This is a genomic window from Advenella kashmirensis W13003 (assembly GCF_000506985.1).
Taxonomy (GTDB): domain Bacteria; phylum Pseudomonadota; class Gammaproteobacteria; order Burkholderiales; family Burkholderiaceae_B; genus Advenella; species Advenella kashmirensis_A.
Genome location: NZ_KI650980.1, coordinates 745197 through 765437 on the forward strand (window position 1 = coordinate 745197; position 20241 = coordinate 765437).

Below are 20241 nucleotides of genomic sequence, written 5' to 3' on the forward strand. Positions count from 1 at the left end.
AATTTAAATCGTCAGTGGATCAGGCGCCCAGGGCAGATTTGGCCTGTTTGACAACGGCAGCAAAACCTGCCTTGTCGTTGACAGCCATGTCGGCCAGAACCTTGCGGTCCAGTTCAATGGCGGCCTTTTTCAGTCCGGCGATAAATACACTGTATGTCATGCCGTTTTCACGGACTGCCGCATTGATACGGGTAATCCAGAGAGCACGGAATGTACGTTTCTTGTTGCGGCGGTCACGATATGCATACTGACCAGCACGCATGACTGCCTGTTTGGCAATACGGAATACATTGCCGCGGCGGCCACGATAACCCTTGGCTGCTGCGATAACTTTTTTGTGACGAGCACGTGCGGTAACACCGCGTTTTACGCGAGGCATAGTTTAACTCCTATCAAGCAAAAGGCATCATGGCTTTTACGGAAGCCACGTTGGAATCATGAACGGCTGTTGTGCCGCGCAGTTGACGTTTGTTTTTCGTGGTTTTCTTTGTCAGAATGTGACGTTTGAAAGCATGACCACGCTTGATAGAACCACTACCGCGTACGATAAAGCGCTTGGAAGCACTTTTCTTGGTTTTCATTTTGGGCATAACTGATACCTGCAAATGTGGATAAAAGGTGCCTAATAACCATTTATTAAGACTTTGCTGACCCGTATCCTTTTCCCCTGCATCTTCCGCTCGAACGGCCCTGTTCCTGTCGGAATCCATATTGCACAAATCATTCTGCACAAATACGTATTCAAAGCGCGCCTACGGCATGCGGGAAACCATTGATTATACAATGATTTTTCCAGGATTGTCAGTAATAAATACCCTGTTTGCCCAGGCGCGCGCCGGATTTCGCAATAAATGTGGCCGGCAGGCGACGGATTTGCATCCGGGGTCGGTGCTATTTCGCCTTCGTGTACCCCTGGACACTAGCCGGGCTAATGCCCCAGTTCCTGCCGAAACGCCATCGCTTCATTCAGATCTTCAGCGCGAATCTGGCCTGCCCCCGCCATATCGGCAATGGTGCGTGCCACACGCAAAATCCGATGGACCGCTCTGACAGACCACCCCCAATGTCTGTCCGCACGCTCCAGCATGTGCTGCGCGGCCTGATCGAGTTCGCAGAAAGTCGCCATCTGCGCTGACCCCAATTGCGCGTTAAGCCTGCCCTGGCGGCGCCGCTGCTGCTCGCGACAGCGCACGACGCGCTGGCGAATGAGATGCGATGCCTCGGCTGGTGCCGATTTGGCCCAGCCCAGTCCTGGCGGTGTGAGACGCAGGACCATGTCGATGCGGTCCAGAAACGGTCCCGATAGTCTGGCCTGATAGCGTTCGATTTGATCCGGCGTGCAGCGGCACGGCCGCTGCTCGCTGCCCTGATACCCACAAGGACAGGGATTCATGGCCGCAATCAACTGGAAACAACAAGGGTAGGTCACCGAACGATGCGCACGTGCAATGCTGATTTCCCCGGTCTCCATCGGCTCGCGCAGCGACTCCAGCACTCGCCGCTGAAATTCGGGCAGCTCATCCAAAAACAACACCCCGTGGTGTGCCAGGCTGATTTCACCAGGACGGGGATTGCTGCCGCCGCCAATCAGCGCTGCTGCCGACGTGGAATGGTGTGGCGCACGCATGGGCACCTGGCGGGAAAACAAAACCGAGCGCTCCCGCAAACTGCGTATGGCCGCCACTTCGATAGCCGAATCCGCATCCAGCGGGGGCAACAATCCAGGCAGCCGTTGGGCCAGCATGCTTTTGCCCACGCCCGGCGGGCCTGACATCAGAAGGCCATGGCCCCCGCTGGCGGCCACTTCCAGCGCCCGGCAGGCCAATGGCTGGCCACGGACATCGGACAGACAAAGTGGCGACACGCCAGGGTCGACAAGCTCCGGTGCTCCGGTGACCGGTGTTAACGGCGCTGTGTCAGTCAAATGCGCCACCACCTCCTGCAGGGTTCTGGCCCCCAACACTGTCAGGCCGGGAATACTGGCCACCATTTTCGCGTTTTCAAGAGGCAGTATAAGGGTAAACTGCGCACCAGAACGGGCCGTGGCAAGCCCAATCACCAAAGGCGCCGCCACAGGAACCAGCGCGCCGGTCAGCGACAGTTCACCGGCGAACACCATTTTGGGCAAGCTGTTTCGCGCCGCGCTATCGGGCAGCACCAACTGGCCCGAGGCCAGCAAGACCCCCAGGGCGATGGGCAGATCAAACCGGCCCGACTCCTTGGGAAGGTCCGCAGGAGCCAGATTGGCCGTCAGACGGCCGGCCGGAAAGGTGTAACCACTGCTTAGAATGGCGGATCGTACCCGCTCCCTGCTCTCTCGCACCCCAGTGTCCGGCAGCCCGACGATCGTAAATGAAGGCAGGCCCTGAGCCAGATGCACCTCAACCCTTACCTCGGGCGCGTGCATACCGCAAAGCGCGCGACTGGCCAATACCGCTAAAGACATCTGATTCTCCTGAAAACAGATGCATTCTGGCCGAAATAAATCGCCCGCAGGGAGCAATGTAGAGAACTTTATCTATCGTGCAAAGCACGCCAACGCCCAGACAGAAACGCGTCAACCACCAGGCAGAAGTAGATCAACACCTAGGCAGAAGTACATCGACATCAAGCAGGTACGTAATTATTATTGTTCCCGCTCAGGCTGGCGCACCAACCGCCCGGCTTAATCTGCCTGATTAATCGACGATGGGGCCGATGGGGGCTTTTTCAGAATCTGTTGTCGTGATACCTGCCTGCGCTTCGAGTGCCCTGACACGCCCTTCCAGTTCAAACAGGCGTTCACGCAGTTTGGCCGACAGCGCCACTTGCACATCAAACTCTTCGCGCGTCACCAGATCCAGACGGGAAAATCCCTGTGCCATGAATGCCTTCACATTCTTTTCAATATCGGCTGCGGGGCTGTTTTTAATCAATTCCTGAATATTCTTTTGAAAATCTTCAAATAACTGATTGGATTTCATCATGCTCATTCCTGTAGTGAAGACGGGCACCATTGCCGTACCCCATACTGCGTATTGTACACATATCACGCTGCCGGATCGGCAGCGCTGCCATCGCGCAGCGTAGCGCCCCGCCCAGACAAACAACCCGCCTTGCTGGCGGGTTGTTGACAGGCAATTTACTGAGGCGTGGTCTCGCCTGATGCCGGCGCCGTTGAGGTTCCATCGGCAGGAGCGCCGGCCGATGAGTCGCTGGCCGGTGCAGTCGAGCTGTCCGGCGTGCTCGCGGCGCCACCGCTACTTTCAGTGGTGCTCTGCTTCAGAGATTCCGTTGCCTCGGAGGCTTTCTCTTTTGCTGATTGCATGGCATCGGATGCGGCCTGTTTGGCTGATTCAGCTGCTTCTTTGGCGGAGTCCATGGCGGATTGTGCATGCTCCTTGGCAGCAGCAGCGGCATCAGAGCCAGCCTGCTTGGCCGATTCCATGGCGTTGCTTGCCGCTTCCTTGGCAGAATCCATGGCATTGCCTGCCGCCTCTTTGGCTTTCTCTGCTGCATCCTGAGTCGCATCGGCCGCGTTATTGGCTGATTCTTTGGCAGCTTGCGCAGCAGAATCGGCAGCCGTCTTGGCTTCCTCGGCGGCTTTATCTGCCGCTTCTTTGGCCTGATCGGCCGCACTTGGCTCGGTTGAAGGCGTTGCTGGCGTTTCGGTCGCAGCCGGCTCGGTTGCTGCCGGTGTCGTGGTGTCAGCAGTATCTGAACTGTTATCGCAACCTGCAATAAAGGCAGCGGCGGACAACATGGCTACTAAACTGAGTTTGGATACGTTCTTCAAGGCAATACCTCTCAAAGTAAAAATGAAATGTGTCCACAGATTCTACTGTAATTTTGTTACGAATAGCAGCTGAATGCGATCTGAATCGCTATGCAGGCATTCCGCTCTGTTACAAGTCATGCACTCAGTCAATGAAGAGCGGCACCGTTACAGCGCACGGTACCGTATTTTCAAACACGACACTTTCCAGTGCACCAAAATAAAGCACGAGATTGAAGCAGATCAGCAGTTTCTGCGTCATCCGCGTGCGTGACGACCCGTCATTAAGCCAAAAAAACTGGCACGACAATTGCTTTGACAACGCCATGGACTACCGGTCCGTTGCCAACGACATGTTATTTCAGGGAGAACATTGTGAAACTGATCACTGCGATTATCAAACCATTCAAGCTGGACGAGGTGCGGGCAGGTCTTGCCGACATCGGAATCCAGGGCCTGACCATTACCGAAGTCAAAGGATTCGGACGCCAGAAAGGCCACACCGAACTGTATCGCGGTGCAGAGTATGTGGTGGATTTTCTGCCAAAGATCAAGCTGGAAACGGCTGTGGCTGACGATCAGGTTGAACAAGCGATCGAAACCATCTGCCAGTGCGGCACCACAGGCAAAATCGGCGATGGCAAGATTTTTGTGACCGACCTTGAACATGTTATCCGCATTCGCACAGGCGAAACCGGCAACGCGGCGCTGTAAGCCCGTCGCTCCCTCTTACGATATTTGAAAGGAAACTTAAAATGCAAAGCGCCGATTTAGTCTGGGTAAGCATGTCGACCATTCTCGTCCTGTTCATGGTTGTACCGGGTCTTGCCATGTTCTATGGGGGCCTGGTTCGCAGCAAAAACATCCTCTCCCTAATGAGCCAGGTATTGGTGACATTCGCCCTGATCACCATCCTGTGGTTTGTATTTGGCTACTCACTGGCTTTTTCTGATGGCAATGCCTTCTTTGGCAATCTCTCCAAGGCCTTTTTGTCGGGGGTGCTGGATTTGCCGGGTGATTCATATGCGCTGTCAGGCACCATTCCGGAACTCACCTTTGTGGCGTTTCAGGCGACGTTCGCGGGCATTACCTGCGCGCTGATCGTGGGCGGGTTTGCCGAACGCATCAAATTTTCTGCTGTGCTGATTTTCATGGCCATCTGGTTCACTTTTTCCTACATTCCCATCGCGCATATGATCTGGGCCGAGAAGGGCCTGCTGTTTGGCGACGCACTGGATTTTGCCGGCGGCACGGTCGTTCATATCAATGCCGGGGTGGCTGCACTGGTCGCGGCTTATGTCGTGGGACCACGGATTGGTTACGGCAAGGAAGCCATGCAACCGCATAATCTGCCTATGACCATGATCGGCGCGGCCATGCTGTGGGTCGGCTGGTTCGGTTTTAACGGCGGCTCTTCCCTGGGCGCCAACAACCAGGCAGCCCTGGCGGTCTTCAATACACTTTTGGCTACCGCCGCCGCCATTGTCGTGTGGGTACTGGCTGAGTGGAAGTTCAAGGGGCAGCCATCACTGCTCGGTGGCGCATCCGGTGCGGTCGCCGGACTGGTCGGCATTACACCTGCTGCCGGTCTGGTGGGTCCGATGGGAGCACTTGTTATCGGGATCATCACAAGCCTGTTCTGCGTCTGGGGGGTCAATGGACTTAAGCGCCTGCTCAAGGCCGATGACTCGCTGGATGTGTTCGGCGTGCATGGCGTCGGGGGTATTGTGGGCGGACTGCTGACGGGTATCTTCAATGCCAAGGCGCTGGGTGGCCCAGGCCTGGAATCAGCCGGGATGATTCCAGGGCAACTGTTGGGCCAGCTTGAAGGAATCGTGATTGCGATTATCTGGAGTGCGGTGGTCAGCTTTGTTGCCCTGAAAATCGCAAGCCTGGTAACTGGCGGACTGCGTGTGGACAAAGACGAAGAACGTCAGGGCCTGGACATCAGCTCCCATGGCGAACAGGCTTATCACAGCTGACATAAAAATCGCGCCTGCCAATTGCGGAGGCAGGCCAGGAAAAGAAAAGGACACCTCTGCGGTGTCCTTTTTTAATCGTGCTTATGGTGCGCAATCAATGCAGGTATGTCCGTAATGAATCGAATCAGCGGCCTTTAAGTGCTACGATTTTTCTCGCAATCAGATACCCAGGCTATTCAAATCGATGGATTCAGCGCGGTTCAATGCCGTGGCAATCTTGGTGCGCAAGGCATTCGTATGCGACGTGCGAACCAGTTTTTTGACATCCAGCAACTGCTGCGGGTGCATAGAGAACTCGTTCAACCCCAGGCCCAATAGCAATTTGGTGTAACGGGCATCGCCTGCCATTTCACCGCAAATTGCGACGCTTTTGCCGACCCGCTCGCCCGCCTGGATTGTTTGTGAAATCAGTCTGAGTACTGCTGGATGCAAGGGATCGTATAAATCAGAGACCTCATTGTCGACGCGGTCAATCGCCAGGGTGTACTGGATCAAATCGTTGGTCCCGATGGACACAAAATCCAGCGCGTTCAGAAAAGGCTCGATGGCAATCGCAATGGCCGGTATTTCCACCATGGCGCCCAGTTCAATATTATCGCTATATGCCCTGCCCGCCAGGTCCAATTCTTTTTTTGCTGACTCGATCGCTTCACGTACGGCCAGCAGCTCATGCATATGCGAGAGCATGGGAATCAGAATCCGAAGCTTGCCAAAAACCGATGCGCGCAACAGGGCCCGCAATTGCGTTGCAAACAAATCCGGACGCGACAGACAATAGCGCACAGCACGTAAGCCGAGCGCCGGATTGACCGCGACCGTGGCCTCACCGTCCAGTGTTTTATCGGAACCCAGATCCAGCGTGCGGATCGTCACCGGTTTGTCAGGCATGGCACGAAGCACGTGGGCATAAGCCTCGAACTGCTCTTCCTCGGTGGGCAGGATTTGCCTGCCCATGAACAGAAATTCGCTGCGAAAAAGGCCGATGCCATCGGCTCCCATTTCCACTGCCTGTGATACTTCGTGCGGCAACTCGATATTTGCTTCCAGACGAACGCGTTTGCCATCCAGAGTGATCGCAGGTTCATCCTTGGACAGAATCAGTTCTGCACGTTCCTGGATAAAGGCTTCCTGTTTCTTCTGGTAGAAATCCAGGATTTGCTGCGTGGGATTGACATACACCAGTCCGCTTTCGCCATCCACAATCATCATATCCCGATCATGGACCAGCGCGCGGACGTTGCCCAGGCCCACTACGGCAGGCACATTCATACTGCGTGCCACAATGGCTGTGTGCGAAGTTGGGCCACCCAGATCGGTAACGAAAGCCGCAAAGCGCCCGCCCCGCAATTTGAGCATATCTCCCGGTGAAATATCATGGGCCACAACGATGAGCGAATTGACATCCGTGTCATTGGACATGTCGGGCAACATCAACTCACCCGAACCAGCCAGAATCCGTATTACACGTTCAATTACCTGGTGGATATCAGCCACGCGTTCACGAATGTAATCATCGTCCATGACCGCAAACTGTTCGGCCAGAATCTGGCCCTGGGTGCTGAGCGCCCATTCGGCATTGTATTGACGGGAGGCAATGACTTCTTTAGTCTGTTCAGCCAGGGCCGGGTCTGAGACCAGCAGACTGTGAACGGTCAGCAAAGGCACCAGTTCTTTTGGCGCATCGGCAGGCAGCGTCTCGATCGTATGCTGCAACATGTCATACACAATTTTCAGCGCATGATCCAGGCGGGCACACTCGGCAGGAACATCGTCGGCCGCAATCCGGTAATGGCTCACTTCGAGCGTTGCTGCGCCCATTACCACCGCGCGCCCGATTGCAAAGCCGCGCACCACACCTTTTCCCTGAAGCGTAAAAACAGTACTGTGTTTTGTTGGTGTGTGCTCGGTGTTTAGCATCGTGATCGTGTCCCGTCCCTTGTTTTACATGTCTGTTCTGGCTTTGCTGCAAAAGCGAATTTGCTCAGGAAATTCGCTTTTCGATCGGCCGCCCTTACTCGGGCTCACCAAATTTGTTTTCGAATAAAGCTTCTATCTGCTCCAGCGCCTGATCGGCATCGGCACCCTCGGCTTCGATATGCACCGTAATACCCTTTCCTGCCGCCAGCATCATGACACCCATGATGCTCTTGGCATTCACACGCTGGGATGCGCGGGTGATAAAGATTTCGCTATTGAATTTGCTGGCCAGCTGGGTCAGCTTGGCAGCGGCTCGGGCATGCAGACCTAATTTATTACTTATGACAATATCAGCTGAAGGCATAGAGGCGCAGTCTTTATTATAAAGGTTAATCGTTGGGAGCCAGATCGACACATTTCATGCCTTTCTTGCCACCCTCAAAAATGGATTGGCATAACTGATCCATAGGCTGCTCCCGATATCGTACCGCATTGAGCAACATACAGGCATTGGTGCCGGACAGAATATGTGCCTTGACACCGGAGTTTTGCAACTCGCGCACAACACGGGCCCCGATATTGGCTGGCGTCGCGCCACCCAGATCAGACAGGATCAACACCTGGCGATCCGGGCCCAGCATCGGCTTCAATTTTTCGACAATTTCCTGCACCTTATTTTCTGGTTCGACATCGGGTTCGATATCGAAGAAAATATAATTGTCGATTTGTCCCAGCACATGCTGAGCGCATTCCGACAATGCGGAAGCCAGGGGCATGTGCGCGATGAGAGCAAGGGTGGTCATTTTCTTACCTTCAGACTGCAACCGCTTTTTCAAGCGCCGCAGCAAAATGGTCAGCAACGTCAAAATCAGTCTGTTCTGTAATTTCAACAAAACAGGTCGGACTGGTCACGTTGATCTCGGTAATATAGTTACCGATGACATCGAGCCCGACCAGCAGCAAACCTCGCTCGCGCAAAATCGGGCCAATACGGCTGGCGATGGACAGATCGTGGTCCGACAGCTTGCGCGCCACGCCGCGTCCGCCTGCCGCCAGATTGCCACGGGTTTCACCCGCAAGCGGGATCCGTGCCAGTGCATAGGGGACAGGTGTACCATCGATAATCAAAATCCGTTTATCGCCTTCAACGATTTCAGGAATATATTTTTGCGCCATGATGGTCTGCGTCTGATCAACCGTCAGCGTTTCCAGAATGGCATTGATGTTGGGATCGGCAGCCGTCACTCTGAAAATGCCGGTGCCGCCCATACCATCGAGCGGCTTGACGATGATGTCACCGTGCAGCGCATGAAACGCTTTCAGGCGTGAGATGCGGCTGGTAATCAGCGTGGGCGCCGTAAATTCGGAAAACTCCGTGATTGCCAGTTTTTCCGGATGATTGCGTATCGCATTCCCGGAATTGAAGACACGTGCGCCCTGCTTTTCTGCCGTCTCAAGCAGGTGGGTTGAGTACAGATACTCCATATCAAACGGAGGATCCTTGCGCATCACGACGGCGTCAAAATGATTGACTTCGGTTTCGACCGCTTCGTCTTCCTGCGTCCACCAGCTGTGTTCATGCAGGTCTGCAGTCATATCCAGACGAATCTGCTGGGCACGTACTTTGACCCGGCCCAGTTCAACATACAAATCGGACTGCAACGCAACACTGATGTCATGGTCCCGTTTTTGCAGGGCGCGCATCATGGCGACTGAACTGTCCTTGTATGCCTTCAGGGTTGGCAGCGGATCAATGATAAAAAGTATGTGCATCTGATTACATCCCACATGAACAACGCAAGCGTATTGTTTGTCCGAGTTTATTTATCGTCTGATTTGCCGGAGGTCACTGTCTTGCGCTTGGGCGCCAGAACCATGACCATTTGACGACCTTCCAGCTTGGGCATGGCTTCCACCTGAACCAGTTCAGCCATATCGTCACGAACCCGTTCAAGCACCCGCATACCCAGTTCCTGGTGGGCCATTTCACGCCCGCGAAAACGCAGCGTGACCTTGGCTTTGTCACCATCTTCGATAAAACGCTTCAGGTTACGCAATTTAACCTGATAGTCGCCTTCATCGGTCGCCGGGCGGAATTTGACTTCCTTGACCTGGATGATTTTCTGCTTGGCCTTGGCTTCCTGCTGGCGTTTTTGTTCCTGGTACTTGAACTTGCCATAGTCCATGATACGGCATACCGGTGGCTCGGCGTTGGGGGCGATTTCAACTAAATCAATCCCTTCCTGCTCGGCAAGACGCAAAGCTTCAACGGTTTTGACAATACCCAGCTGTTCGCCATCCACGCCGATGAGTCGGACTTCCGGAATACGGATTTCGGCGTTGATACGATTGGTTTTTTCGGTTGCGATGTTAAGATCTCCTGAAATTAATAAACTACGCTGCGACATCCTGACGTGTTGTCACGTCGTGACGCAAGCGCTCTATAAATGCGTCTACAGACATGGTGCCCAGATCGAGGTTGCCACGGGCGCGAACGGCGACAGCACCACTTTCACGTTCTTTTTCGCCAACAACCAGAATGTAGGGAACCTTCTGCATACTGTTCTCTCTGATTTTACGGGTGATTTTTTCCCCGCGCAAATCGGATGATGCACGAAAACCGTGCTTTTTGAGCTCATCTACGACTGAACGGGCATAGTCGGAGAAGGACTCTGAAATGGTACAGACCACCACCTGTTCGGGAGCCAGCCATGGTGGCATGGCGCCGGCATGGTTCTCGATGAGCATACCGATAAAGCGTTCCAGCGAACCCAGAATCGCCCGGTGCAACATGACAGGCGTTTTACGCTGATCATGCGGATCGACATATTCCGCGCCCAGCCGCACAGGCATTGAAAAGTCTACCTGGATGGTGCCGCACTGCCAATGGCGACCGATGGCGTCCTTCAGGGTATATTCCACCTTCGGACCGTAAAAAGCACCCTCTCCCGGTGAAATTTCAAATTCACAGCCGGAACTGCGCAGGCTTTCCATCAGCGCATGCTCGGCCTTGTCCCAGACTTCGTCGTCGCCGATCCGTTTTTCGGGACGGGTAGCCACTTTGTAGAGCACTTCGGTAAACCCGAAATCTTTGTAGACCTGCTGTAAAAGTGTTGTGAATTGGGCACACTCTGCCAGCAATTGGTCTTCGGTACAGAAAATATGACCGTCGTCCTGGGTAAAACCGCGTACCCGCATCATCCCGTGCAGGGAGCCGGAAGGCTCATTGCGATGGCATTGTCCGAACTCACCATAGCGGATAGGCAATTCACGATAGGAATGCAAGCCGGCATTGTAAATCTGCACGTGTCCGGGGCAGTTCATGGGCTTGAGCCCGTAAACCCGGTTCTCGGACTCGGTGATGAACATGTTTTCTTTGTAATTGTCCCAGTGTCCGGTTTTCTTCCAGAGGGACAAATCCAGAATTTGCGGCGCTTTGACTTCCTGGTAGCCATTGTCGCGATAAACATCGCGCATGTACTGTTCAACCTGTTGCCAGATCTGCCAGCCTTTGGGGTGCCAGAAAATCAGCCCCGGCGCTTCGTCCTGGAAATGAAAAAGATCCAGCTCGCGGCCCAGCTTGCGATGATCGCGTTTTTCAGCTTCTTCAAGCATGGTCAGGTAGCTGGCCTGTTCTTCCTTGGTGGCCCAGGCTGTGCCATAGACACGCTGCAGCATTTCATTTTTGCTGTCGCCGCGCCAATACGCCCCAGCGACTTTCATCAGCTTGAAAACCTTCAGCTTGCCGGTAGACGGTACGTGGGGGCCCCGGCACAAGTCTACGAAATCGCCTTCGCGATAAAGGGAGATTGTCTGGTCCTGTGGAATGGAAGCGATGATTTCAGCTTTATACGCTTCGCCCTGCTCACGGAAAAACGCGACAGCATCGTCGCGTGACCACTCTTCGCGAACCACTTTTTCGTCTTTTTTGGCCAGTTCCGCCATTTTCTTCTCGATTTTCTCGAGATCTTCAGGTGTAAACGCGCGTTTATACGAAAAGTCGTAATAAAAGCCATTATCGATGACCGGCCCGATGGTGACCTGTGCGTCGGGAAACAGCGATTTGACGGCATAGGCAAGCAGGTGCGCAGTGGAATGGCGAATAATATCCAGACCGTCGGCGTCTTTGGCGGTCACAATGGCCAGGTCTGCGTCCTGGTCAATCACAAAGGAGGTATCGACCAGCTGGGGTTCGGCGCCATTGATTGTTACTTTACCGGCCAGCGCGGCCTTGCCCAGACTGGGGGCAATGGTCGTCGCAATTTCCCCTACCTGGACAGGTTGGGAAAACTCACGCTTGGAACCATCGGGTAAAGTAATATGAAACATGCTGTTGCCTTGAAATGAATAAAAAAACGCGACTTCACCAAGTCGCGTTCGCTGTTCTTCTGAAAAATACGGTGGGCAAGAATCACGAGCGCGCTGGGTGACCGATACACGTATCGGACGTGGTCAGGCGTTGGGTTCGTGAAGCTTGGGACATCATCAAAACAGTCTCACCTTTAGTAAATTACGCGACAATTTTACACCAGCCTTGAACCAATAACCAATAAATGGTTGCAATTAGCGAAAAATCAAGGGATAAACCGGCGCCATGGCGGCGATCTTTTCCGCTGTTTGTCTGGCCGACCGCTGGCTTGTGGTCAAAACATCTGTTGCAGTATATTGGATATTTGCGGTTTTTGGTCTGGCACATGTTAGGCTATGAACCCGATTTTAATGACTCCGGAGCTGAAACTATGTCTGTACACCGCCTGTTGCGCCTTGCACTTGCTGCCCTTGCCCTTGGACTGCTGGCCGCTTGTGCCGGTATGAACGGCGACCAGCGAGCACAGCTGGAAATAAGCCAGGACCCGCGTGGTGTGGCCATTGCGTCGCGGGACAGCAATCTGTTCCAGCCGGGTTCTGCCACGCTGCAGCCCGAATCGGCTCCGTTTTTTGACCGCGTCAGCCAGTTGCTGCGCGACAGACCCGAGCGCAAGGCCCTGATCGATAGCGTATCGGACAATACCGGTTCAGCCGAATACAACCAGGAGCTGCAGGAAGTGCGCGCGCTCTCAATCATGAAAGCCCTGATTACACGCGGCGTAGACCGTTCGCGCCTGGCGTATGTCACGGGTTCATCTGCCTCCCCTGCCCCCGGCGCCATGACGCCTGTCGAACCGGCCGTCCCGCAATCAAAAATTATCATTCTGGGCGCCAGCACCGCCGATATGAATGTCAACACCCTTGAACGATTCTTTGACGGCATCTCCAATTTCGGCAAAAGCCTGTTCAAGTGATTCGCGTCACAGCCAGCGCATATATACTATGGGTGAACAGTTGTCCTGTCTCGCCTGAATCCTGCATTCGGGCACACTGGCCCGGATTCGAAACCGATTACCTCTGAGCTTATGTCAAAGTCCTTTATTTACAACCTGATCCTGACGATTGTCGCCATTGTTGTCTTCATTTTCATTGGCGCCTCGGTGTACGACGCGTTTACCCGCAATCCGGTCAATCGCGGCCTGGACGGCACCGCCGCCAGCACCGTCAGCGGACAGATCGAGGCGGCAACGCCGACAGCCACGCAGCCCGGCCAGCCTACCCCAGCCGACAACGCTGCCGGCGACAGTACCAGCAGTGGTACGGATGCAGCCTCCACAACTCGGGACAAAAAACAGGCCGATGCCGCCTACGATCAGACGAATGACCCCACGCGCAGTGCCCCCCCTGCCGAACGGACAACGTCGGATGCACCCAATACGAATGAGCCCGCCGCTGCCGCTTCTTCCGCACGCCCGGACGAAGCACCCGCCCCAGCGACCAGCCCGGCCCGGACCGCACCTGCTCCCCGCCAGGAACCGGCTCCTTCACCATCCACGAGCATTGACCCTGCCGCGCCGGCCGGTACAAGTGCACCCGCAGCGCGCAGCAATCCTGACCTGCGGTCTGTTATCCCACCTGTTCCTACCGCGCCGCCACGTGCCGAAGGAACCCGGCCACCCGTCACAACCGATCAGGACATGTACAACGCAACCGATTCAGGCCAGGATAACGGTAACATTTCCGACAGTTTCCCGGCACCGGTGTCCAACTTTCCCGCTCCTGTCGGATCGGACATGCCTGACAACAACAATACGAATCCACGCAATACAAACCCGCCTATGGGCGCAGCCCCCGGCAGCCCTAGCCCGGAACAGCAGCGCCTGGAAGAACTACGTCGCCAGAAAGAACAATTGCGCCGGGACATGGGTTTTTAACGATCATGGGGATGGCTCAGACGCATGGGTCTTTCATGGCCATGGGTATTTAAAATTCGTAAGCACCATCAACAACAAAGCCCGGAAAATCCGGGCTTTGTTGTTGTGTTTCACTGCTTGCGTGACCCTTGCCAGGGAGTCACGCGGGGATGACTACAATCAGTGTTTCACTGATTTAACAGTATTGTCCACTGCCGGTTTCGCAGAAGCGACAGCGGCCTCTTCTGCCAGTTTGGCAATTTCAGCTTCGGACAAAGGTGTCAGTGGCCTTTCGAGCGCCACTTCCAGCACGCGATCAATCCATTTGACAGGAATGATTTCCAGCTGGTTTTTCACATTGTCCGGAATCTCGGTCAGATCCTTGACATTCTCTTCAGGAATCAGCACGGTCTTGATTCCACCGCGATGAGCTGCCAGCAGTTTCTCTTTCAAGCCACCAATGGCCAGCACTTCACCGCGCAAGGTGATCTCACCGGTCATAGCAACCTCTGCCCTGACGGGAATACCGGACAATGCCGACACCAGTGCAGTCGTAATCGCAATACCGGCTGACGGACCATCTTTGGGTGTTGCGCCTTCCGGTACGTGGATATGAATATCCTTTTTCTCAAAGATACTGTCGGCAAAGCCAAGCGCATGTGCGCGCGAACGCACGACGGTACGGGCTGCCTGCATGGACTCTTTCATCACATCGCCAAGCAGGCCGGTATGCTGAATATTGCCTTTGCCCGTGACCACGGCCACTTCAATCGTCAGCAAATCGCCACCCACTTCGGTCCACGCCAAGCCAGTAACCTGGCCAACCTGGTTTTCTTTCTCGGCCATGCCAAATGAATACTTGCGCACGCCCAGATAGTGGCTCAGATTATCGGCAGTCACATGGATTGCTTCGGCAGTCGCTGCCTTGCCTTTACCTGCAGCTTTACCCGTTGTGGTCGTACTGCTGAGCAGTTCCTTGATCACCTTGCGGCAGATTTTGCTGGCTTCGCGTTCAAGTGCACGTACACCGGATTCACGTGTGTAGTAACGCACGATATCGCGCAATGCAGACTCTTCCACCACCAGCTCACCCTCGCGCACGCCATTATTCTTCATGAGCTTGGGCAGCAGGTGGTCCATCGCAATATGTACTTTTTCGTCTTCGGTATAGCCTGACAGACGAATCACTTCCATCCGGTCCAGCAATGCTGGTGGAATGTTCAGTGTATTGCTGGTCGCAACAAACATCACATCCGACAGATCATAATCGACTTCGACATAGTGATCCTGGAAGGTGTGGTTCTGTTCGGGATCCAGCACTTCCAGCAATGCAGAGGCCGGATCGCCACGAAAATCCATGCCCAGCTTGTCAATCTCATCGAGCAAGAACAGGGGATTGCGTACGCCAACACGATTCATGTTCTGCAGAATCTTGCCTGGCAATGCGCCAATGTAGGTGCGCCGGTGGCCGCGAATTTCGGCTTCGTCCCGCACACCGCCCAGTGCCATCCGCGTAAATTTGCGATTGGTTGCGCGCGCGATGGACTGGCCCAGCGAGGTTTTACCCACGCCCGGAGGGCCAACCAGGCACAGAATAGGCGCCTTGACCTTGTCTACACGCTGCTGTACCGCCAGATATTCAAGGATGCGTTCCTTGACTTTTTCCAGACCGTAATGATCATCGTCCAGCACTTTCTGTGCATTGATAAGGGAGTTGTTGATACGGCTTTTCTTCTTCCAGGGCAGGCCGATGACGGTGTCGATATAGTTGCGTACCACCGTTGCCTCTGCCGACATGGGAGACATGAGTTTGAGTTTCTTCAGCTCGCTATCGACTTTCTTGCGCGCTTCCTTGGGCAGTTGCGCCGCTTCTATTTTCTTTTCGAGCTCTTCGATATCCGCGCCCTCTTCACCCTCGCCGAGTTCTTTTTGAATCGCCTTGACCTGCTCGTTCAAATAGTAGTCACGCTGGCTTTTTTCCATCTGCTTTTTGACGCGCCCGCGAATGCGTTTCTCGACCTGGAGAATATCAATTTCAGTTTCGATCTGAGCGAGCAGCGCTTCAAGACGACCGGACGCATCCAGCTCTTCAAGCAGTTTTTGCTTCTGTTCGAGTTTGAGCGGCAGGTGTGAAGAAATGGTATCGGCAAGCCGGCTGGCTTCTTCAATACCATTGAGGGAACTGAGAATTTCCGGAGGGATTTTCTTGTTCAGCTTAACGTATTGATCGAATTGCGCAATAATCGTGCGCCGCAATGCTTCGAGTTCGGAATTGCGGGTGTCATTCTGCTCGATAGGCAGAATTTGTGCCGAAAAATGCGACTCGGTTTCGATGATTTTTTCTACACGCGCGCGCTGCTGGCCTTCGACCAGTACCTTAACGGTGCCGTCGGGCAGCTTGAGCATTTGCAGGATAGACGCAACGCACCCGATTTCATACATATCGTCAGGACCGGGCTCGTCCTTGCTGGCCGATTTCTGGGCCACAAGCATGATCTGCTTGTCTTTTTCCATCGCCAGTTCCAGCGCGCGGATGGACCGGTGCCTACCGACGAAGAGCGGGATGACCATATGTGGGAATACCACTACGTCGCGAAGGGGCAACAGTGGCAATTCCGTTGATTCTGCCGGCAAAATCTGACTCGCTGACATAAGCTGATTCCTTGAAAAACGTTGTACTTCTACAGTAATTAGGCTGTAGATGGAGCCTCTGGAGGCAATTTCAAGGTCGCCTGGCGCAAAATACCGGCGGTTTTTATGCGGGCGGCGCGTCAGGCAACATCCGGCAGCAATCTATCCTGCCTGCCCCGTGGCGCCACCCGCCCAGGCTAAACCTGACCCCGTCAGGCCGCTGCATCTTTAAGCTTTTTCTCCTTGGTTGCCGCACTGGCGCTTTCCTTTTCTTCAGCAAAAACCAGCATTGGCGGACCGGAGCCTTCAATCGCCGCTTCATCCAGCACGACTTTTACAACATTACCTTGCGATGGCAAATCAAACATGGTGTCCATGAGCGAGGCTTCCAGAATGGAACGCAGGCCACGGGCACCGGTTTTACGCTTCAGGGCCCTGCGAGCGATGGCCGCAAGCGCAACCGGGCGCACTTCAAGTTCGACATCTTCCATCGCGAACAGCTTCTGGTATTGCTTGACCAGTGCGTTCTTGGGCCGGGTCAGAATGGTGATGAGCGCGGCTTCGTCCAGCTCTTCGAGCGTGGCCACGACAGGCAGACGCCCCACCAGTTCGGGGATCAACCCGAACTTGATGATATCTTCCGGCTCCACATCGGCAAACACTTCACCCACGCCCTTGGCAGATTTACCCTGCACCGAAGCGCCAAAACCAATACCTGATTTTTCGGTACGATTGCGGATCACCTTGTCGAGACCGTCAAATGCGCCACCCACAATAAACAGAATATTGGTGGTATCTACTTGCACAAAATCCTGATTCGGATGCTTGCGACCACCCTGGGGCGGCACCGAAGCGACGGTGCCTTCGATCAATTTGAGCAATGCCTGCTGTACGCCCTCGCCCGACACGTCGCGTGTGATGGACGGGTTGTCGGATTTACGTGAAATTTTGTCAATTTCATCGATATAGACGATGGCACGCTGCGCTTTCTCTACATCATAATTGCAATTTTGCAGCAGCTTTTGCACAATATTTTCGACGTCTTCACCGACATAGCCAGCTTCGGTCAGTGTGGTGGCATCGGCCATCACAAATGGGACATCAAGCATGCGTGCCAACGTTTGCGCCAGCAGCGTCTTGCCCGAGCCGGTCGGCCCGATCAGCAGGATATTGCTTTTGGCCAGCTCGATATCATCTTTCTTGTTCAGGTCGCTGTGGCGAATACGCTTGTAATGGTTATAGACCGCCACGGCAAGATTGCGCTTGGGCTGATCCTGACCGATCACGTACTGATCAAGAAAAGATTTGATTTCGGTGGGCGTTGGCAATTCAGTCTTGATGGCTTCGCGGGCTTCGTCCTGCGCACTGTCATGAATGATTTCATTGCACAGCTCGATGCATTCATCACAAATGAAAATATTTCCGGGGCCGGAAATCAGCTTCTTCACCTCGTTCTGATGCTTGTTGCAGAACGAACAATGCAGGTTTTTGCCGTCGGTAGAACTTGGTTTATCTGCCATATTTGTAATTTGGTTAATCTGATAAAAACAGGCCGAACCTCGTAAAAGGCCGACCTGAACGAAACCTTTAAAAACAGTATATCAAATACTATGCAGCGTCTGCCCGCGTCGCCAGAACTTTGTCAATTAATCCGTAAGTCTGGGCATCTTCAGCAGCCATATAGTTGTCGCGCTCGGTGTGCTCGCGAATGCGATCAATCGGCTGACCTGTATTTTTGGCAAGAATCTGGTTCAGGCGTTCACGCAGGCTGAGGATTTCCTTGGCCTGGATTTCAATGTCGGAGGCCTGACCCTGCGCGCCGCCCAGCGGCTGGTGAATCATGATGCGTGAGTTAGGCAGGCTGAAACGCTTACCCTTGGCACCCGAACTCAACAGAAACGCACCCATGCTGGCCGCAAAACCCGTGCACAAAGTAGATACATCGGGTTTGATGAACTGCATGGTATCGTAAATGCCGAGACCAGCATATACGCCACCGCCTGGTGAGTTGATATACAGGGAAATATCCTTGTCAGGATTTTCCGACTCAAGAAACAGCAGTTGCGCCACGATCAGGTTGGCGGTCTGGTCGTTGACCTGCCCGACCAGAAAAACCACCCGTTCCTTGAGCAGGCGCGAGTAGATGTCGTAAGACCGCTCTCCGCGCCCCGATTGTTCGATAACCATCGGAATATAGCCCAGCGCAGAGGGGCGCAAGGACTCATCTCCGTGGACAGACGCGTAAAAGTCGGAAAAACGATTCATCATACAGTTCCCATAAGTTCTTCGAATGGCACTTTTTCATCAGTGACCTTGGCTTTGGATAAGATATGGTCAACCACGTTATCTTCAAGTACCACAGATTCAATTTCAGCACGGCGCTGACGATCGGTCAGATAATACGTAATGACCTGTTCAGGCTTTTCGTAATTCTGGGCAAATTCTTCAATGCGGGTACGAACCTGCTCGGGGGTGACTTGCAGCTTGGCGCTGTCGACCAGTTCGGCAACGATCAGACCCAGACGCACACGGCGTTCGGACTCTGACTGGAAGGCGTCTGCCGGAATGTCCATGGTGTCGGCGTTAGGCATGCCGCGCTGTTTCAGATCTTCACGGGCGGCAGCAATGCGGCTTTGCACATCATTGTCTACCAGTGATTTGGGCACGTCGAATGTGGCTGATTTGGCCAGGGCATCCATCACGCTGTTTTTGGTGCGCGCCTGTGTACGGTTCTTGACTTCGCGTTCGATATTGCTGCGCACTTCGGCCAGCAGTTTTTCGGTATCGCCTTCAGACTGACCCAGGGATTTGGCAAATTCGCTGTCTACTTCAGGCAGGACGGGAACGGCCACTTCCTTGACAGTAATCGTAAATTCAGCCGTTTTTCCGGCAACGTCTTTACCTGGATAATCTTCCGGGAAGGTCAGGGAAAAGGTTTTGCTTTCGCCCGCTTTCAGACCGGTTGCGGCTTCTTCGAACTCGGGCAACATGCGCCCCTGGCCCAATTGGAACGGGAAGTCTTCTGCCTTGCCGCCATCAAATTCTACGTCATCGATCTTGCCGACGAAATCAACAGTGACACGGTCATCTTTCTGGGCAGCGCGTTCTGCGTCTGCACTGAAGGTGGCGCGCTGCTTGCGCAGGATGTCGATAGTGTTACTGACTTCCTGTTCGCCCACATCGGCCGCAAAGCGTGTGACTTCAAGCGCAGACAGGTCGGGTACGGACACTTCCGGGTAGACTTCGAATTTTGCAGCAAAGCTCAGCTGGCCGTCGGTCGAGTCTTCGTTGGGCTCGATGGAGGGTGCGCCGGCAACGCGCAGTTTGGCTTCACGAACTGCCTCGTCAAACAGCTGGCCCACTTTCTGGTTGATAACGTCGTAACGAATGCCGGGGCCATGACTGCGCTCAATAACAGACACCGGGGCTTTTCCGGGACGAAAGCCCTGTACTTTGGCGGTACGGGCGACACGCTGGAGCTGTGTTTTGACGTCCTTTTCAACGTCCTCAATGGAAATAACCAGATTAACTTTGCGTTCCAGACCTTCTAGAGTTTCAACCGTTGGCTGCATTCGTGGACCTTACTGTATGAAATAATTTAAGAATAACCTCGTATTCTACCCAAAATTCCCAAAAAACAGGTTCCGTGGCTGGGGTTTGAAAAAATTATGAACCCCAAGGGCAGGCGTTTTTTGGTATATTTTCATGTGAATGTTCGTCCGTTAAGGCGAACACC

The 20241-nt window shown here is 54.1% G+C and carries 19 protein-coding genes; 4 read left to right on the forward strand and 15 right to left on the reverse strand.

Features of this window, described 5'->3' with window-relative positions; translation table 11 throughout:
* Nucleotides 1-19 precede the first annotated feature (19 nt).
* The 5 genes from rplT to W822_RS38205 form a co-directional block, all read right to left on the reverse strand.
* Nucleotides 20-379 (reverse strand): 50S ribosomal protein L20, encoded by a 360-nt coding sequence (gene rplT, locus W822_RS38185; RefSeq protein ID WP_024005978.1) that lies wholly within the window; start codon nucleotides 377-379, stop codon nucleotides 20-22.
* A gap of 13 nt (nucleotides 380-392) precedes the next feature.
* A complete protein-coding gene (gene rpmI / locus W822_RS38190) occupies nucleotides 393-590 on the reverse strand; it encodes a 50S ribosomal protein L35 (RefSeq protein WP_024005979.1) in 198 nt (65 codons plus the stop codon).
* Nucleotides 591-928: 338 nt separating this feature from the next.
* Nucleotides 929-2446, reverse strand: a complete 1518-nt coding sequence (locus W822_RS38195) for a YifB family Mg chelatase-like AAA ATPase (RefSeq protein WP_024005980.1) — start codon at nucleotides 2444-2446, stop codon at nucleotides 929-931.
* A 232-nt stretch (nucleotides 2447-2678) separates the two neighbouring features.
* Nucleotides 2679-2963 carry an accessory factor UbiK family protein gene (locus W822_RS38200; RefSeq protein WP_024005981.1) on the reverse strand — a complete coding sequence of 95 codons (285 nt, stop codon included), beginning with the start codon at nucleotides 2961-2963 and terminating at the stop codon, nucleotides 2679-2681.
* A gap of 158 nt (nucleotides 2964-3121) precedes the next feature.
* The gene (locus W822_RS38205) at nucleotides 3122-3775 is read right to left on the reverse strand and encodes a hypothetical protein (RefSeq protein ID WP_155848158.1); all 654 of its coding nucleotides are present in this window, start codon (nucleotides 3773-3775) and stop codon (nucleotides 3122-3124) included.
* 354 nt (nucleotides 3776-4129) lie between these two features.
* On the opposite strand from W822_RS38205, the gene glnK reads away from it, so the two are divergent.
* On the forward strand, nucleotides 4130-4468 hold the full coding sequence (gene glnK / locus W822_RS38215; RefSeq protein WP_024005984.1) for a P-II family nitrogen regulator: 339 nt from the start codon (nucleotides 4130-4132) through the stop codon (nucleotides 4466-4468).
* Nucleotides 4469-4509: 41 nt separating this feature from the next.
* Nucleotides 4510-5736, forward strand: coding sequence for an ammonium transporter (locus W822_RS38220; protein ID WP_024005985.1), 1227 nt, complete (start codon nucleotides 4510-4512; stop codon nucleotides 5734-5736).
* A 159-nt stretch (nucleotides 5737-5895) separates the two neighbouring features.
* On the opposite strand, the gene ptsP is transcribed toward W822_RS38220, so the two are convergent.
* The 6 genes from ptsP to thrS form a co-directional block, all read right to left on the reverse strand.
* A complete protein-coding gene (gene ptsP / locus W822_RS38225) occupies nucleotides 5896-7653 on the reverse strand; it encodes a phosphoenolpyruvate--protein phosphotransferase (RefSeq protein ID WP_051401764.1) in 1758 nt (585 codons plus the stop codon).
* 94 nt (nucleotides 7654-7747) lie between these two features.
* On the reverse strand, nucleotides 7748-8017 hold the full coding sequence (locus tag W822_RS38230) for an HPr family phosphocarrier protein (protein WP_024005987.1): 270 nt from the start codon (nucleotides 8015-8017) through the stop codon (nucleotides 7748-7750).
* 25 nt (nucleotides 8018-8042) lie between these two features.
* On the reverse strand, nucleotides 8043-8456 hold the full coding sequence (locus W822_RS38235; protein WP_024005988.1) for a PTS sugar transporter subunit IIA: 414 nt from the start codon (nucleotides 8454-8456) through the stop codon (nucleotides 8043-8045).
* Between the two features lie 10 nt (nucleotides 8457-8466).
* Nucleotides 8467-9426, reverse strand: coding sequence for a glutathione synthase (gene gshB, locus W822_RS38240; RefSeq protein WP_024005989.1), 960 nt, complete (start codon nucleotides 9424-9426; stop codon nucleotides 8467-8469).
* A gap of 47 nt (nucleotides 9427-9473) precedes the next feature.
* Nucleotides 9474-10061 (reverse strand): translation initiation factor IF-3, encoded by a 588-nt coding sequence (gene infC, locus W822_RS38245; protein WP_216593312.1) that lies wholly within the window; start codon nucleotides 10059-10061, stop codon nucleotides 9474-9476.
* On the reverse strand, nucleotides 10048-11982 hold the full coding sequence (gene thrS / locus W822_RS38250; protein ID WP_024005991.1) for a threonine--tRNA ligase: 1935 nt from the start codon (nucleotides 11980-11982) through the stop codon (nucleotides 10048-10050). The genes infC and thrS overlap by 14 nt, the downstream gene beginning before the upstream one ends.
* 410 nt (nucleotides 11983-12392) lie before the next feature.
* Between thrS and W822_RS38255 the strand changes: the two genes are divergently transcribed.
* Together W822_RS38255 and W822_RS38260 are read left to right on the forward strand one after the other, a co-directional pair.
* Nucleotides 12393-12935, forward strand: a complete 543-nt coding sequence (locus tag W822_RS38255) for an OmpA family protein (RefSeq protein WP_172642799.1) — start codon at nucleotides 12393-12395, stop codon at nucleotides 12933-12935.
* Nucleotides 12936-13046: 111 nt separating this feature from the next.
* Nucleotides 13047-13895, forward strand: coding sequence for a hypothetical protein (locus tag W822_RS38260; protein ID WP_024005993.1), 849 nt, complete (start codon nucleotides 13047-13049; stop codon nucleotides 13893-13895).
* Between the two features lie 159 nt (nucleotides 13896-14054).
* Here the strand turns inward: W822_RS38260 and lon are convergent, their stop codons facing one another.
* The 4 genes from lon to tig all read right to left on the reverse strand — a co-directional run bounded on the left by lon (nucleotide 14055) and on the right by tig (nucleotide 20077).
* Nucleotides 14055-16526, reverse strand: a complete 2472-nt coding sequence (gene lon / locus W822_RS38265; RefSeq protein WP_024005994.1) for an endopeptidase La — start codon at nucleotides 16524-16526, stop codon at nucleotides 14055-14057.
* A 191-nt stretch (nucleotides 16527-16717) separates the two neighbouring features.
* Nucleotides 16718-18025, reverse strand: a complete 1308-nt coding sequence (gene clpX / locus W822_RS38270; RefSeq protein ID WP_024005995.1) for an ATP-dependent Clp protease ATP-binding subunit ClpX — start codon at nucleotides 18023-18025, stop codon at nucleotides 16718-16720.
* Nucleotides 18026-18113: 88 nt separating this feature from the next.
* Nucleotides 18114-18770, reverse strand: coding sequence for an ATP-dependent Clp endopeptidase proteolytic subunit ClpP (gene clpP / locus W822_RS38275; RefSeq protein ID WP_024005996.1), 657 nt, complete (start codon nucleotides 18768-18770; stop codon nucleotides 18114-18116).
* The gene (gene tig, locus W822_RS38280; protein ID WP_024005997.1) at nucleotides 18770-20077 is read right to left on the reverse strand and encodes a trigger factor; all 1308 of its coding nucleotides are present in this window, start codon (nucleotides 20075-20077) and stop codon (nucleotides 18770-18772) included. Before tig ends, clpP begins: the two co-directional genes overlap by 1 nt.
* Nucleotides 20078-20241 lie beyond the last annotated feature (164 nt).

Bases quoted from the DNA above. Each gene is read 5' to 3' on its own strand.
- rplT (WP_024005978.1), bottom strand. From the start codon at position 379: ATGCCTCGCGTAAAACGCGGTGTTACCGCACGTGCTCGTCACAAAAAA.
- rpmI (WP_024005979.1), bottom strand. From the start codon at position 590: ATGCCCAAAATGAAAACCAAGAAAAGTGCTTCCAAGCGCTTTATCGTA.
- W822_RS38195 (WP_024005980.1), bottom strand. From the start codon at position 2,446: ATGTCTTTAGCGGTATTGGCCAGTCGCGCGCTTTGCGGTATGCACGCG.
- W822_RS38200 (WP_024005981.1), bottom strand. From the start codon at position 2,963: ATGAAATCCAATCAGTTATTTGAAGATTTTCAAAAGAATATTCAGGAA.
- W822_RS38220 (WP_024005985.1), top strand. From the start codon at position 4,510: ATGCAAAGCGCCGATTTAGTCTGGGTAAGCATGTCGACCATTCTCGTC.
- ptsP (WP_051401764.1), bottom strand. From the start codon at position 7,653: ATGCTAAACACCGAGCACACACCAACAAAACACAGTACTGTTTTTACG.
- W822_RS38230 (WP_024005987.1), bottom strand. From the start codon at position 8,017: ATGCCTTCAGCTGATATTGTCATAAGTAATAAATTAGGTCTGCATGCC.
- W822_RS38235 (WP_024005988.1), bottom strand. From the start codon at position 8,456: ATGACCACCCTTGCTCTCATCGCGCACATGCCCCTGGCTTCCGCATTG.
- gshB (WP_024005989.1), bottom strand. From the start codon at position 9,426: ATGCACATACTTTTTATCATTGATCCGCTGCCAACCCTGAAGGCATAC.
- infC (WP_216593312.1), bottom strand. From the start codon at position 10,061: ATGTCGCAGCGTAGTTTATTAATTTCAGGAGATCTTAACATCGCAACC.
- thrS (WP_024005991.1), bottom strand. From the start codon at position 11,982: ATGTTTCATATTACTTTACCCGATGGTTCCAAGCGTGAGTTTTCCCAA.
- W822_RS38255 (WP_172642799.1), top strand. From the start codon at position 12,393: ATGTCTGTACACCGCCTGTTGCGCCTTGCACTTGCTGCCCTTGCCCTT.
- W822_RS38260 (WP_024005993.1), top strand. From the start codon at position 13,047: ATGTCAAAGTCCTTTATTTACAACCTGATCCTGACGATTGTCGCCATT.
- lon (WP_024005994.1), bottom strand. From the start codon at position 16,526: ATGTCAGCGAGTCAGATTTTGCCGGCAGAATCAACGGAATTGCCACTG.
- clpX (WP_024005995.1), bottom strand. From the start codon at position 18,025: ATGGCAGATAAACCAAGTTCTACCGACGGCAAAAACCTGCATTGTTCG.
- clpP (WP_024005996.1), bottom strand. From the start codon at position 18,770: ATGAATCGTTTTTCCGACTTTTACGCGTCTGTCCACGGAGATGAGTCC.
- tig (WP_024005997.1), bottom strand. From the start codon at position 20,077: ATGCAGCCAACGGTTGAAACTCTAGAAGGTCTGGAACGCAAAGTTAAT.